Raw genomic sequence first — 13,328 nt, 5'->3', positions numbered from 1 at the left:
GACCCTTTTCTTATGTTTAGCTTTCTAAAATTCTTTCCTTTTGTTCTTGATATTCTTCCTCAGATAAAATGTCAAGATCTGCAAGCTCTTTTAATTTTTTCAGCTTATCAAAATTGTCAATTGCTGAATCCGCTCGTTGTCCTTTAATTTCTTCAATTTTCGTTTCAATCATTTCCTTTAACTCAATTGCAAGCTCTTTTTCAACTTTTGCAAATTCAATTGTATTTTCATGTTTTTCATTTTTATTTTTATTATTTCCGCAATCTAATAAAATGCTTCCATTTGATGCAAAGCCAGGATTCTTTAACGTCACCTCAGTGATATTTTTATATTGAATGAGCTTGACTTTATTAAATTTTCCTAAAAATCCATGATGAATGATTTCAATGCTGCTTTGATATAAATATACGGTCGTTTTACTGCCTTTTTTGAAACTATATTCTTTAAATGCTAACTCAGCCATTAATAAGCTCCTTTTCTTATATTCCGAGTATATGAAACTATTATTATTTTACATAAAAATAATGAAAAAGTTAAGGTCAAGAAATGAAAAAACATGGATAAATCAAATTTTCAATTAAAAATATTATAAATTTTAATAGCAAAAATGTTCATTAATTTGCTATTACCATTCTTTAGGATTAATTGTTTAAAATTTCCTCACTTGATACATATTAAAAAAAGAGGTGATGTTTTTGAATCTTATTAGATCATTTTCGCAATGGAATGAAAAAAGGAACCAACGAATATATGCTGATATGAAAGCTTTAGGTAAGTGTCCTGATTGTATGGGGAAAGGCTTTATCATGACCTTAACTAGTATACACACACCAACATATGACAGTATTTTTGATTGTCCGGGATGTAATGGCACAGGTCAATTTTCTGATTGGAACTCCTCTGAGGAACAACTTCACTAATGTCCTCATAAATGATTGAATGATTATGTTTAATATTTGCTTCAAAATGGTTTAGCACAGAAGCTATATGAAAGATATGGTTTTATTGAAGAAGGTATTCAAAAGGAGCAAATAAAATTAAATGGGAAGTTCCATGATGAAATCTATATGGCTTATTTTTACACGGAATCATCGATTACCAAAAATTATTAATGATGAAAAGGAATAATTGCGTTATAATGAAGGTGCACAACAACAACTCCTTTAAAACGTCTAGCTTTTCCCCATATGGGAAAGGCTTTTTTTATTGCTTAGAAGCACATTCATGGATAAATTTATAGCCAATTGGAAATAGTATCCTTAATAAAGTTGAGGTGAATGGTAAATTGGCTTATCTATTATCAGTCGGCAAAGCAATTCCGGAAAATGAATTAAGTCAAGATACAACAATCGAATTTGCAAAGGAAATGTTTCAAGATTCCTTTAAAGATATTGAACGATTATTAACTGTATTTAAAAATGGAGAGATCCAATCCAGGCAGTTTGCAGAGAAGCTTGATTGGTATAAAGAGACCCATACATTTGAAGAAAAAAACGATACATATATAGAGAAGGCTGTTCAGCTAAGTGTCACTGCAATCAACAATTGTTTACATAACGAACGGCTATTATGTCAATCAATTAATTATGAGGAAATTGATGCGATTATTTTTATTAGTAGTACGGGTATATCTACACCAAGTATTGATGCAAAAATTATGAATCAATTGTCTTTTAAAGAAACAACAAAGCGCATTCCAATTTGGGGATTAGGCTGTGCAGGCGGTGCTGCCGGCCTTTCACGTGCTTTTGAATACTGTCTAGCTTTTCCTGAATCACTTGTATTAGTTGTTTCAGTTGAGCTATGCAGTTTAACGTTTCAGCATGATGACCTAACAAAAAGTAATTTAATTGGAACATCCTTATTTGCAGATGGAGTTGCCTGTGTTTGTGTTGCTGGTGCCTCATTTAACTGGAAGTCTACTTCTAAATTAAAGGCACTTCCACATATCCAAGGTACAAGATCCACCTTTATGAAAGATTCAGAAGATGTAATGGGATGGGAGATTAAAAATAATGGTTTTTATGTTGTATTTTCCCGGGATATCCCAACGATTATTCGTAAATGGCTGCGGCCTCAAGTCATCACATTTTTACAAGAACATGACTTAACTTTGGATGGGATTAGTCATTTTGCAGCACACCCAGGCGGGAAAAAGGTTCTTGAAGCGTATCAAGAAGGGCTTGGAATGTCGGACCAGCACTTGCATATATCCAAAGATATCCTTATTCACCATGGTAATATGTCATCTGTAACGGTTATGTATGTTATCCAGGACTATTTAGAGAAGGAGCTCGGACGAGAAGGTGAATATGGGTTAATAGGAGCACTGGGGCCAGGCTTTAGCTCTGAATTGCTGCTAGTCCAGTGGGAGAGTGTATAACATGATGTTTATCATTTTATTTTCACTACTACTATTACAAAGAGTTGTCGAAATGGTTATTGCAAAACGAAATGAAAAATGGATGTTAAAGCAGGGAGGCATCGAACATGGAAGCGAACATTATCCATATATTATTGCTCTCCATATCCTATTCTTCATTTCGTTATTTCTTGAAGTAACCATTTTTGAAAAGGAAGTAACAAGTATATGGTATATCCTTGTTCCAATTATCGCTTTCACACAAATTATTCGCTATTGGGCGATCTATTCTTTAGGAAGCTTTTGGAATACGAAAATTATTATACTCCCAAATGTGCATGTTGTTTTAAAAGGACCTTATAAGTATTTGAAGCATCCGAATTATGTTGTGGTAGCAGTCGAAATTCTTTTTATCCCTTTGCTTTTTCAAGCATATATGACCGCAATCTTATTTAGTTTATTAAATCTGGCTATAATGTCCGTGCGCATCCCGACAGAGGAAAAAGCATTAGAGAAGAACACAAATTATGAAAAAGCCTTCCAATTAAAAACAAGATTTATTCCAAAAAAATAATGAGCTCATTAATAGAAAAATGAAAAACTGTGTTGAAAATGATTATCATTAGTGATACAATAATTTTAGGATGAAAAGGATTCTCATTTTCAAACATGGAGGTCTGCGGAGAATATGACAATGTTATTTGTCGGTTGTACCGTTGTTGCATATAGTTTATTGGTTGGTTACATATTAAAGAATATTGATGCTGGAAAGGCATAGTTTCGTTTAGCTCACGTAAAGTGGGCTTTTTATTTTGGTTTAGTAAAAGGTATGAAGTGCAAACTCAGCAAGTGCACCGAGCCGACCGAGGATTTACGAACCGAGAGATTAAAGTGAAACATGAAGAGAAATCAGCCACTCTGCATTACTTGCTATATAGCAAAAAAAGTTTGTGTTCTGTCTTTAATAAAAAAATTACAGAAGTTATCAATTCCAATTTTCATATCTTTAGATAGCAAAAATCAAAAAGATTCTGTAAAATGATACTAAATAAAATGTTAAAGAATTAAAGGGGATTACAATGACAGCTGCTGTTAAAACAGATCATTTGTTGCAAAAGTTAATAAAACTTCATCAAACGATAAAGACGTATGATGAAGAAAATGCGAATAAGCTTGTTGAATTGGTAAATAAACTGTCGAATGACAAGCTTTATGTTGCTTTTGCCGGACACTTTTCTGCTGGTAAATCATCGATGATCAATAAATTATTAAATGAACAAATTCTGCCTACAAGTCCAATTCCGACTAGTGCAAATTTGGTATTATTAGAAAAGGGTGATCACCAGGTAACCTTATATTCGAAGGCAAAAGAAAGTATCGAACTAGATGGCGATTATTCAATAGAACAAATTAAGGAATATTGCAAACAAGGTGATGAAATCGAACGAGTATCGATTAAAAAGCCATATCAAAATCTTCATGAAAATGTCGTGATTATGGATACTCCAGGAATTGATTCTACCGATGCCGCCCATAAGCTATCAACTGAATCAATGCTTCATATTGCCGATGTCATTTTTTATGTTACCGACTATAATCATGTTCAATCTGAAGAAAACCTTTCTTTTGTCAAAGAAATGAAAGAGAAAGAAAAAATGATCTTTCTCATTGTCAACCAAATTGACAAACATGTGGAAAAAGAAGTCTCATTTTCTGTGTTTAAACATCAAATTGAAACATCATTCTCTGATATTGGACTCCATCATCAAGACATATTTTTTACTACGCTAATGAATGATGATCATCAGCATAATCAATTACATGAAATAAAAGAAATTATTCGTGCGATTGTCGATCAAAAAGAAGAATACATGGAAAAGAATGTGGAAGCTGCTGTAGCTTGCTTACTAAAAGAACATTTGGAAAAATATAAAGATCTTTTAGAATTGACAGATGTTGATCAATCACAAGTTATGGCTGAATTAGCGGAGTGTCAAGCAAAGAAAGCGCAAATCAATCAAAACCTTGAAAACGAAGAAAATAAGATCAAGGAGCTTACAGCCGAAATAAATGACAGAGTCTCCACATTATTAAAGAGTGCAAATATCATTCCTTATGAAACAAGAGAAAAGGCAGCTTCATATATTGAAGCGGCAGATCCGGCATTTAAAGTGGGGTTCCTCTTCTCAAAGGCTAAGACCGAACAAGAAAGAGACAAAAGAAAAAAAGAATTAGTTGACGAGCTGAGGAAAAATGTTGAAACACAAATCACCTGGCATTTCACACCAATATTTAAAGAGTATCTGAAAAAAATTGATATCCATGATGAGTCATTGTTACAAGAGGTTCAGTCATTTTCAATCGAAGTCACGGAACAGAATTTAACTGATGCCTTAAAACCTGGAGCATCCTTGAATAATCAATATATTTTAACTTATTCTTCAGATGTAAGTGAATTAATAAAAAAACATAGTAAGCATAAAGCAATGAAGATCATGGATAAAATGATCGATCATTTAAAAATTGACCACCATGAAGAATGTGAAAAACTATCTCAGGAAATCAATAAATTAATGCAGGAAATCGTCAAACATGAGGCCATCATATTAAAATGTGATCAATTAAACAGCTATGATGAGTCATTAAAGGCAATACTTGCTGACCAAGTGAAGGTGTACGTAGATAGTAAGCAGTGGCTTTTGGAAAACCTATTATATCGTCATCGTGTTCTGAAATCACTGAACATAAAAGAAACAGCTCAAATACGTATTGCTGATGAAGAAACAATGTTAGATGTAAAAGATCCAATCGCTAAATTATCGAATAAAGAACAATTTATAAAAGAAACAGAAGAGATGATAAAGCGCTTGAAGAAAATTCGCGGTTTTAAGCAGTTTACCGATTCACTTGAAAGCAAGGCAAACAGCTACAATAACCGCTCATTTACTGTTGCATTGTTTGGGGCTTTTAGTGCAGGAAAATCTTCTTTTGCCAACGCTTTAATTGGTGATAGACTACTGCCATCATCACCAACACCTACAACTGCAACGATTAATAAAATTGCTCCAACTTCTGCAGAAAAACAACATGGATTAGTTGAAGTGAAATTAAAATCAGAAGAAATGATTATAAATGAAGTAAAAGAAAGTATTCCTACATTAAATAATAAGCATACCAGTATAGATGAGCTAATAAATCAACTTCACGAGCTTGAAGGGAAAGAACAGTCCGAAATAGATGCAATAAAAAAATATAGAATAGCATTAAGCGATTATCAAAGCTTAACAAATAACGGTTTGCTGATCACCTCCACAAAGGAAACCTTTAAGGATTTTGTTGCGAAAGAAGAAAAAGCTTGTTTGGTTGAGGAAGTCATTATTTATTACGATTGTCCAATTACAAGAGCTGGGATCACCTTAGTTGATACACCTGGTGCAGATTCTCTTCATAAAAGACATACAGCAGTGGCCTTTCAATATATTAAAAAAGCAGATGCTATTCTTTATGTAACGTATTATAATCATCCTTTTTCTAAGGGGGATAGAGAATTCCTTCGTCAATTAGGACGTGTAAAGGATTCGTTTACATTAGATAAGATGTTTTTCCTAATCAATGCGATTGATTTAGCAAAGGATGAGCAGGAAGTAGAGCTTGTTAAACAGTATATAAAAGAACAACTGCTCCAGCAAGAAATAAGGAATGTTCGATTATTTGGCGTTTCAAGTTTAAATATTCTCTCAAATAACTTGGAACATGAACAGGATTATCTTACATTTAAAGAGCAATTTGAGTATTTTATCAAACAGGAGCTAACAAATACCACGATTGTTTCTATTAAAGAGGATTTAAAGCGTTCGGATGAACGTATGACAGCCCTTATTGTTGCTGCCGAAAACGATGCAGTAGAGAAAGAGAAAATCAAGCAAAAACTTTTAGATGAAAAACTAAATGTTGAACAGGAACTCTCAAAACTGACAAATACTCATTTAACAACACATACTAATCAAGAAATTGAAGAGTTAATCTTTTATGTGAAACAAAGATTGCTATTCCGTTTCAATGATTTCTTTAAAGAAGCATTTCATCCTGGAGTATTTACGCAATCCAATATTCAGCAAGCGTTACTATCTTGTTTAAACGAGCTAATTAGAACAATTGAATTTGAATTAGTTCAAGAGCTGCAAGCAACTACTTTGAGAGTGGAAAAATTTATTCAAAAGGGCTATGATGATGAATTCAGCAGGATTTCTCAGCTAATTAAGAAAAAGTCCCAATCAATAACGTTGACAAAGCCAGAAATGCATGAAATTTCAACACCTGACATTGGGATTGAATTTTCTAGTGAAATGGTTGAAAAGTTGAAACCTTCTCTGAAGCTATTTAAAAATGCAAAATCCTTCTTTGAAAAAAATGAAAAAAAAGCAATGAGTGAGGATTTAGCGAAAAGATTTGATGATCCTATTTCCATTACATTAGAAAAATATCTAGAAGAATTTTTCCGTTATTATAACGAGGTAATAGATAGGACGCATTCAAGTCTTGTTCAAGAAATATCAGTACAGACTGCAGAAGGTTTTGATGCTCTATTGGATTTAGAAGCTGTCAATTCTGATCAGCTAAAACAGGAGCAGTCTAAGCTTCAAGCAACGATAAATTTGTTAAAAATATGATGGAACATACGATCATATGGTAAAATCAAATGAAATAAGAAGTAGCATGGTCAAAGGAGAGGACGTGCATGGATTCAAAAACGTATCAGGTATGTGCTACCTGCATTCATTTTGAAGCGTTAAAAATCGACGGAAAAATGAAGTATCTATGCAGACGCCTAAAATATGAAACGAAACCGAATTATTCGTTTCAATGCTGGGACCCGAAGGATCATGTTATAAGGTTAATGAAGAAAAGAGGAAACAAAAATGAGTAATGTACATGAAGCAATTTCGCAGCATAGTAAAAAGCAGCATAATCACATTCAATCATTTTTAAAGCTCGAGGCTAAGCGTGAAGCATTTATTGAAGAAGCGATCCAATTATGTGTCAACTCTCTTCCGTTTGATATTGATAAAATTAATCAAGTAACAAAAGAAATGAATCGCCTAGCATCTGAAGGAATTGTACCTACTCGTAGATTAGTGACGAAGGATATGGTACAGGAATTTGTAAATAGAAAATATCGCAAATAAGAGTTTGATGTTTTTTCCATTTTCTTTTATCCTTGAAATGATTTAATTTAAGTCGCTTCGTGGAAAGCTAAACTTGAATTATATTTTGAAAGGTGTGATTGAAATGGGGCGTACAAAGCTTGGAAACGCAAATGCACAGCGAAACAATAACAAAAAGAAAAAGAATGATTTTAACAATGAATTTGCTTCATACGCACAACATGAAGCATTGAAATTAAGCGATAAAAAGAAAGATTAATCTTTTTGGCTGACTTAAAAGGGGCTAATCCTTTGAGTCAGCCTATTTTTTTGTTATTGTATGTTTAAAGTAATGGTTCGAAGTTCCAAACAATATGTAGCCATTATATGGTATGATACTAATAGTATTTTTTAAAGAGGAGAATGAGATGAAAAAGGATAATCATTTATTAATTGTAGATGGTATGGCACTGTTATTTCGGGCTTTTTATGCTACATCAGTATATGGACAATTTATGATCAATAGTAAAGGGATTCCTACTAATGCAGTAACAGGACTATTAAAACATTTAATATCTGCTATTGACTATGTGAAGCCTTCCCATGTTATATGTTGTTGGGATATGGGGGCAAAAACATATCGAAATGAGTTATTTACTGATTATAAGGCAAATCGGCCTGAAGCACCGGTTGAGTTAATGCCTCAATTCGACTTAGCCAAAGAGGTCGTGGCCGCGTTAGATATCCCCAACCTGGGTATTGAAGGGTTTGAAGCGGATGATTGTATTGGAACCATTGCAAAAACATTTGAACATGAAATGGACATTACAATATTAACAGGTGATAGGGATATCCTTCAATTACTCAATGATCATGTTAATGTCTTGATTTTTCAAAAGGGAATTGGCAATTACAAACACTATACAAAGGAATTATTCATCGAAGAATTTGCAATTGAACCACAAATGCTTATTGATGTAAAAGCATTAATGGGGGATTCAAGTGATAATTATCCGGGAGTAAAGGGGATTGGAGAAAAAACGGCTTATAAGCTTATCGTTCAATATAAGTCGATCGATGTGCTCTTAGAAAATTTAAACGAATTAACAAAAGGGCAAAAAACAAAAATCGAAAATGATTTAGAAATGCTTCATTTGTCTAGGCAGCTGGCTGCGATTAACTGCCAAGCACCGTTGGAGTGCATCATAGAAGATGCGATTTTTAGAGTAAATGAAGAACGAGCATTTGCCATGATAAAGGAATTGGAATTAAGAGGTGTTCATACCTTGCTTAAAAATATCACCATTGTAAGAGAGGCCATTTAAGATGGTAAGATGGGGGATAACGAATCCCCCGCAGATTTGAATACATATTTAAAAATGAGCGGGCTAATTAATTAGATCTTATATCAGCAGCGTTAATCCAATTGACAGTTTTAATGATTGGATCCATAATCCAGTCATAAGGCACGTCCTGATCCGTTATAAGATAATTAATTTCTGCAAATGATCCAATTTGAAAAAGAGCACGTTGATTTATTTTCGAAGAATCTGCCACAATATAATTTTGCTTCGATCTCCTTATCATAATGGAAGATGCCGTGGCTTCATCTATATTGAAATCAAAAATTCCATCTTTGTTCATTCCTCCACAAGAAATAAAAGCTTTATCAAAATAAAAATGTTCTAATAATTGATTAGTAATTGTGCCGCTTATTGAACGCTGCAGCGGATTTGACGTTCCGCCAAGCACGATCACTCTACCATCGAACAAATGGTTTTCTAACCGATTATTTAAAACTTCTGCTGCCGCTAAAGAATTCGTCACAATCGTTATATTTTCCACGTTCTTTATCGAACTCGCAATATGCAAGGTTGTTGACCCTACATCAAGAGCAATTGTCTCTCCATCCATTATGTATCTTGCCGCAGCTTCTCCAATTAATTTTTTTTGATAATGAAAGATGCCGATTTTTTTGTTAAAATGATGTTCCTTTATTAATCCAATATATTGAACAGCACCGCCATGAATGCGGCGTAATTTCTTTTTTTCCTCAAGTGCACTTAAATCTTTTCGTATTGTTTCCGGTGTTACGTTTAATTTTTCTGCAAGGTCAACGACTCGTATCTTATTTTTAAGCTCAAGCTCTCTCATGATCGCTCTATATCTTTCTGAATGTAAAGACATATTCATATCGTCCCTCCATTGATATCATGTATCCAGAGTTGTTTTGTAATTACTTATTATAAGAAACGAATATAAAAAATCGGCAACGAATATATTAAGTTTTGTAAATTTAACAAAAATAGATAGACAAAACAAAAGTAAAAAGCAACCTTTTTATCTATCTTTAGACCTGTAATAAGGCGGGTATATTCTCTTATCTTTTACGATTATAAGACTTGCTAATTTATTTTGCATTTTGATTTTCCTTTGTTTTTTTAACGAATATTTCTCCCATCATTAATAATCTATCAATAATATTATTCTAAAATGTAAAAGTAGATAAGGGGACATAGGAAGTTATAATCATTTTTAAATTCATTTGCAGTTTTCCCCTATTAATTGAAAATGGAGGTCGCAGTGATGAGTACCAAGGATCAAAACAAAGGATTAGACAGAAGGAGCTTTATCAAAATAGGAGGAATAAGCACGCTTGTATTAACACTGGCGTCAACTGGGCTCCCAGGAGATTTGTTTACAAACAAAGTACATGCTGAGAAACGTGAAGAAGCCAAGCTTCAATTTAACAAAAATGGAAAATTTAAAATTGTTCAATTTAATGACACACAAGATGATGAACGAATTGATCGCAGAACACTCGAACTGATGGAGAAGGTACTTGACTCTGAGAAACCTGATTTTGTTGTTCTTAATGGTGACAATATTACAGGAGGCTGTGATACAGAACTTGAAATGAAACAAGCGTTGAACAATGTCGTCCAGCCAATGGAAAAGAGAAGAATTAAATGGGCGGTTACCTTCGGAAATCATGATGAGGATTCAACCCCAAAAAGCGGGATGGATGAGGATGACATGCTAAACTTCTATATGAAGTATAAACATAATATGAATGAGCCTGGTGAAAAGGGCCTTACTGGTACAGGGAATATGAACCTTTTAATCAAGAAATCAAACGGGAATCAAGCCGCATTTAACCTTTGGCTGCTTGATAGTGGGAGATATGCACCTGAACAAATCGCTGGACAAGACTTTAAAGGATATCCGACATGGGATTGGCTCCGTTTTAACCAAGTAAATTGGTATTATGAAAAGTCCAAAAAAATTGAGAGGCAATATGGGTATAAAGTGCCTTCACTCGTATTCATTCATATCCCTCTATGGGAACACCGTTTTATGTGGTTTGGCAGCGTAGATAGCAGAACGCAGGAAAATCATGAACTCGCTGTGGTAAAACATAATATTGTAGGTGAAAGAAATGAAGATGAATGTCCTGGACCGGTAAACGGAGGATTGTTTTCTGCCATGTTAGATCGTGGTGACGTTAAAGGTGTATTCTGTGGACACGATCATATAAACACTTATTGCGGAAATTATTATGGAATTTTGCTTGGATATGCAGGAAACACAGGCTTCGGAACATACGGCCTTCCAGGTGCTGAACGCAATAGGCTGCGTGGGGCAAGAGTATTTAACCTAGATGAAAACAAGGAAGGGGTATTAGTTGAAACCCATATGGTTTTTGCGAAGGATTATGGAATTGATTTAACAGCGAATGATCAAAGCATTGATCCGTTGCCAATACATCATTAAAACTGAAAGAGGGTCTGAAACCACGAATCAATACTAATATATGGGTTTACAAGCTAATTCAGAAGTCCTATATATTGAGTTTGTGTGGTCTGACCCTCGGATTTTATTTTGTATTTTTCTTTTTCGCTGCATTTTCCAGCTTGCTTTTAGGTTCAGTTGAAAATTCTACATCTTCTCCATGTCCTTGAGGATTTACGCTTGGAGCGATTTGACCGCGATTATTCCCTCTTTTTTTACTGCTCATAATTAAGTTCACCTCCATTTGTATTATTGCCATTTCTGTTTGATACTTATGTATCAAGCAGAAATTTGAATCTTTCAAAAAAACAATGGAATTTATCGACAATTTTCGCTATCATAATCTATATATTGAAAAAGTAAGGATGGGTATCAACTTGACAAAAACGGTGAAAACAGTCACAGATTATCTTGAGTACCTAACACACAAAGGATTTATATTAGGAGAGGATGCAACCGGTTTTATTCAATTTGGCCAGCATTATACAGAAACAACCGATGAAATTGCAATTATTGCAATTGAGCTTACCTTAAAAATTCAAAAGGAGTTTGATGGCGCTTTTTACATTTCCTTATTAGAAAGCTTTAAAAAAGAAGCCATTCAGAATAGGAAACAAGCATTCAATTTTGTAGAAAATTTAAACTTAATCTAAAAAAGCTCGGAATAACCGAGCATTACATTTCATGCTTTTGCTCTGTGTTTGCCCTTTTGATTTTCTGAACACTTGGCATTTCAGTTAAAATCATTGCAATAAAGATAAGCAAACATCCAATTAAGGCAGCTCCATTTAGCCGCTCATTGAGAACTATAAATGCGGTCAGTGCAGCGAATACAGGCTCCATTGCAAAAATAAGAGCAACCCTTGCAGCAGTTGTAAACTGTTGAAATTTCGTCTGGATCAAAAAGGCAAGGGCCGTTGCAAATATGGAGGTAATCAGTAAGGCACTAATAACCTCTTTATTGAAAAAATCATAAAACGATAGAGATGCTTTTTCAAAAAGTAATGAACTGACAAAGCTTAATAGAGAAACAGTTATTAACTGGACAATTGTTAATTGCAATGGCTCATATTTGTTCGAAAATTTACCTGTAAATACAATATGAAGGGCAAAAGCAATCGCACAAAACAAAACAAGGAGATCACCAATATTGATCCCTGCCAAATCTCCCAAGGTCAACAGGAAAAGTCCAATTATTCCAATCAAAGCACTAAAAAAAACAATTCTTCTTGGCTTTTCTTTTAAAATCCATATGGATAAAAATGGTACAATCATTACGCTCAACCCTGTAATAAAACCGGTCTTTGAAGATGTGGTATACAATAATCCGATTGTTTGAAATGCATACCCTAAAAATAAAAAGATTCCTAAAAACATACCTGCTTTTATTAATTCTTTCGACCATGCTTTTGTAAAAGTCTTTTTAATAAAAAGAGTTAAAACGCATGCCGCTAGTAAAAAGCGAATACCATTAAATAAATGGGGGGGAAGGAATTGAATCGCATTCTGGACAATAACAAAAGTTGAACCCCAAATAAATGCTACAAATAATAAACTTAAATCCGCTAAAGTGCTTTTCTGCATATTTTTTCTTCTCTTTCTATAATCATTTTACTGTTTTAAAATTGCGTTTTTTGCCAGCTGATCGGCAACTTTATTCTCTTTGCTTGGAATCCATTTAATGAAGAATAGATCAAATTGTTCCATTAATTCCATAACACGCTCCAAAAGCGGAACGTATGAGGCGTTTTTAACAAATTGTTTTTCAATAGCGCGGTCAACAAGCTGTGAATCTGTACGAAAGGATACCACCTGATACCCCTTCTCAATGCAAATTTCCAATCCTTTAATTAGGGCGTGATATTCGGCTTCATGATTTGTCATCCTTCCTAGAGGAATGGAATATTGCTCTGCTTTCCCGTGTCCTTTAATAAAGATTCCGGCGCCTGATAAGCCAGGATCGCCTGCACTTGCGCCATCTACATATACCTCAATCATAAAATCAAAACCTCCAAACTTATTCATTATGG

The 13,328-nt window shown here is 34.0% G+C and carries 14 protein-coding genes and 2 pseudogenes; 11 read left to right on the top strand and 5 right to left on the bottom strand.

Going from position 1 to position 13,328, the window contains the following annotated elements:
• Positions 1-16 precede the first annotated feature (16 nt).
• Positions 17-463 (bottom strand): SHOCT domain-containing protein, encoded by a 447-nt coding sequence (locus ACSVDH_RS18185; protein WP_299094306.1) that lies wholly within the window; start codon positions 461-463, stop codon positions 17-19.
• A gap of 232 nt (positions 464-695) precedes the next feature.
• Between ACSVDH_RS18185 and ACSVDH_RS18180 the strand changes: the two genes are divergently transcribed.
• From ACSVDH_RS18180 to ACSVDH_RS18140, 9 genes and pseudogenes are all read left to right on the top strand, one after another.
• Positions 696-920 (top strand): methionine aminopeptidase, encoded by a 225-nt coding sequence (locus tag ACSVDH_RS18180; RefSeq protein ID WP_439251069.1) that lies wholly within the window; start codon positions 696-698, stop codon positions 918-920.
• A 365-nt stretch (positions 921-1,285) separates the two neighbouring features.
• On the top strand, positions 1,286-2,383 hold the full coding sequence (locus ACSVDH_RS18175; protein WP_439251071.1) for a type III polyketide synthase: 1,098 nt from the start codon (positions 1,286-1,288) through the stop codon (positions 2,381-2,383).
• Position 2,384: 1 nt separating this feature from the next.
• Positions 2,385-2,936 (top strand): isoprenylcysteine carboxyl methyltransferase family protein, encoded by a 552-nt coding sequence (locus ACSVDH_RS18170; protein WP_299094300.1) that lies wholly within the window; start codon positions 2,385-2,387, stop codon positions 2,934-2,936.
• A 505-nt stretch (positions 2,937-3,441) separates the two neighbouring features.
• Positions 3,442-4,029, top strand: a pseudogene (locus ACSVDH_RS18165) (dynamin family protein); the annotation flags it as partial.
• A 1,272-nt stretch (positions 4,030-5,301) separates the two neighbouring features.
• Positions 5,302-6,075, top strand: a pseudogene (locus ACSVDH_RS18160) (dynamin family protein); the annotation flags it as partial.
• 1,025 nt (positions 6,076-7,100) lie between these two features.
• Positions 7,101-7,289: a hypothetical protein gene (locus ACSVDH_RS18155; RefSeq protein ID WP_439251075.1), complete on the top strand. Its 189-nt coding sequence runs from the start codon at positions 7,101-7,103 to the stop codon at positions 7,287-7,289.
• A complete protein-coding gene (locus tag ACSVDH_RS18150) occupies positions 7,282-7,548 on the top strand; it encodes a YpbS family protein (RefSeq protein ID WP_299093201.1) in 267 nt (88 codons plus the stop codon). The genes ACSVDH_RS18155 and ACSVDH_RS18150 overlap by 8 nt, the downstream gene beginning before the upstream one ends.
• A 103-nt stretch (positions 7,549-7,651) precedes the next feature.
• Positions 7,652-7,786 carry a protein YpzF gene (ypzF, locus tag ACSVDH_RS18145; RefSeq protein WP_269431602.1) on the top strand — a complete coding sequence of 45 codons (135 nt, stop codon included), beginning with the start codon at positions 7,652-7,654 and terminating at the stop codon, positions 7,784-7,786.
• Positions 7,787-7,934: 148 nt separating this feature from the next.
• On the top strand, positions 7,935-8,831 hold the full coding sequence (locus tag ACSVDH_RS18140) for a 5'-3' exonuclease (RefSeq protein ID WP_439251076.1): 897 nt from the start codon (positions 7,935-7,937) through the stop codon (positions 8,829-8,831).
• Positions 8,832-8,898: 67 nt separating this feature from the next.
• Here the strand turns inward: ACSVDH_RS18140 and ACSVDH_RS18135 are convergent, their stop codons facing one another.
• Complete coding sequence (locus tag ACSVDH_RS18135; protein WP_439251077.1) at positions 8,899-9,699, bottom strand: DeoR/GlpR family DNA-binding transcription regulator; 801 nt, start codon at positions 9,697-9,699, stop codon at positions 8,899-8,901.
• A gap of 393 nt (positions 9,700-10,092) precedes the next feature.
• Here ACSVDH_RS18135 and ACSVDH_RS18130 point away from each other — a divergent pair, with 393 nt between their 5' ends.
• On the top strand, positions 10,093-11,280 hold the full coding sequence (locus ACSVDH_RS18130) for a metallophosphoesterase family protein (RefSeq protein WP_439251078.1): 1,188 nt from the start codon (positions 10,093-10,095) through the stop codon (positions 11,278-11,280).
• A gap of 103 nt (positions 11,281-11,383) precedes the next feature.
• On the opposite strand, the gene sspL is transcribed toward ACSVDH_RS18130, so the two are convergent.
• Positions 11,384-11,524: a small, acid-soluble spore protein L gene (gene sspL / locus ACSVDH_RS18125; RefSeq protein ID WP_046590505.1), complete on the bottom strand. Its 141-nt coding sequence runs from the start codon at positions 11,522-11,524 to the stop codon at positions 11,384-11,386.
• 151 nt (positions 11,525-11,675) lie between these two features.
• Here sspL and ACSVDH_RS18120 point away from each other — a divergent pair, with 151 nt between their 5' ends.
• Positions 11,676-11,951, top strand: coding sequence for a DUF6123 family protein (locus ACSVDH_RS18120; RefSeq protein ID WP_439251079.1), 276 nt, complete (start codon positions 11,676-11,678; stop codon positions 11,949-11,951).
• A 22-nt stretch (positions 11,952-11,973) separates the two neighbouring features.
• Here the strand turns inward: ACSVDH_RS18120 and ACSVDH_RS18115 are convergent, their stop codons facing one another.
• Together ACSVDH_RS18115 and ACSVDH_RS18110 are read right to left on the bottom strand one after the other, a co-directional pair.
• Positions 11,974-12,882: a DMT family transporter gene (locus tag ACSVDH_RS18115; protein ID WP_439251080.1), complete on the bottom strand. Its 909-nt coding sequence runs from the start codon at positions 12,880-12,882 to the stop codon at positions 11,974-11,976.
• Positions 12,883-12,909: 27 nt separating this feature from the next.
• Positions 12,910-13,296, bottom strand: coding sequence for a reverse transcriptase-like protein (locus ACSVDH_RS18110; protein ID WP_439251081.1), 387 nt, complete (start codon positions 13,294-13,296; stop codon positions 12,910-12,912).
• Positions 13,297-13,328: the final 32 nt, after the last annotated feature.

The sequence above is a fragment of the Metabacillus sp. Hm71 genome, assembly GCF_051842955.2.
GTDB lineage: Bacteria > Bacillota > Bacilli > Bacillales > Bacillaceae > Metabacillus.
Note: the sequence above shows the minus strand (reverse complement) of the source record. Positions and strands in the feature narration are given on the sequence as shown.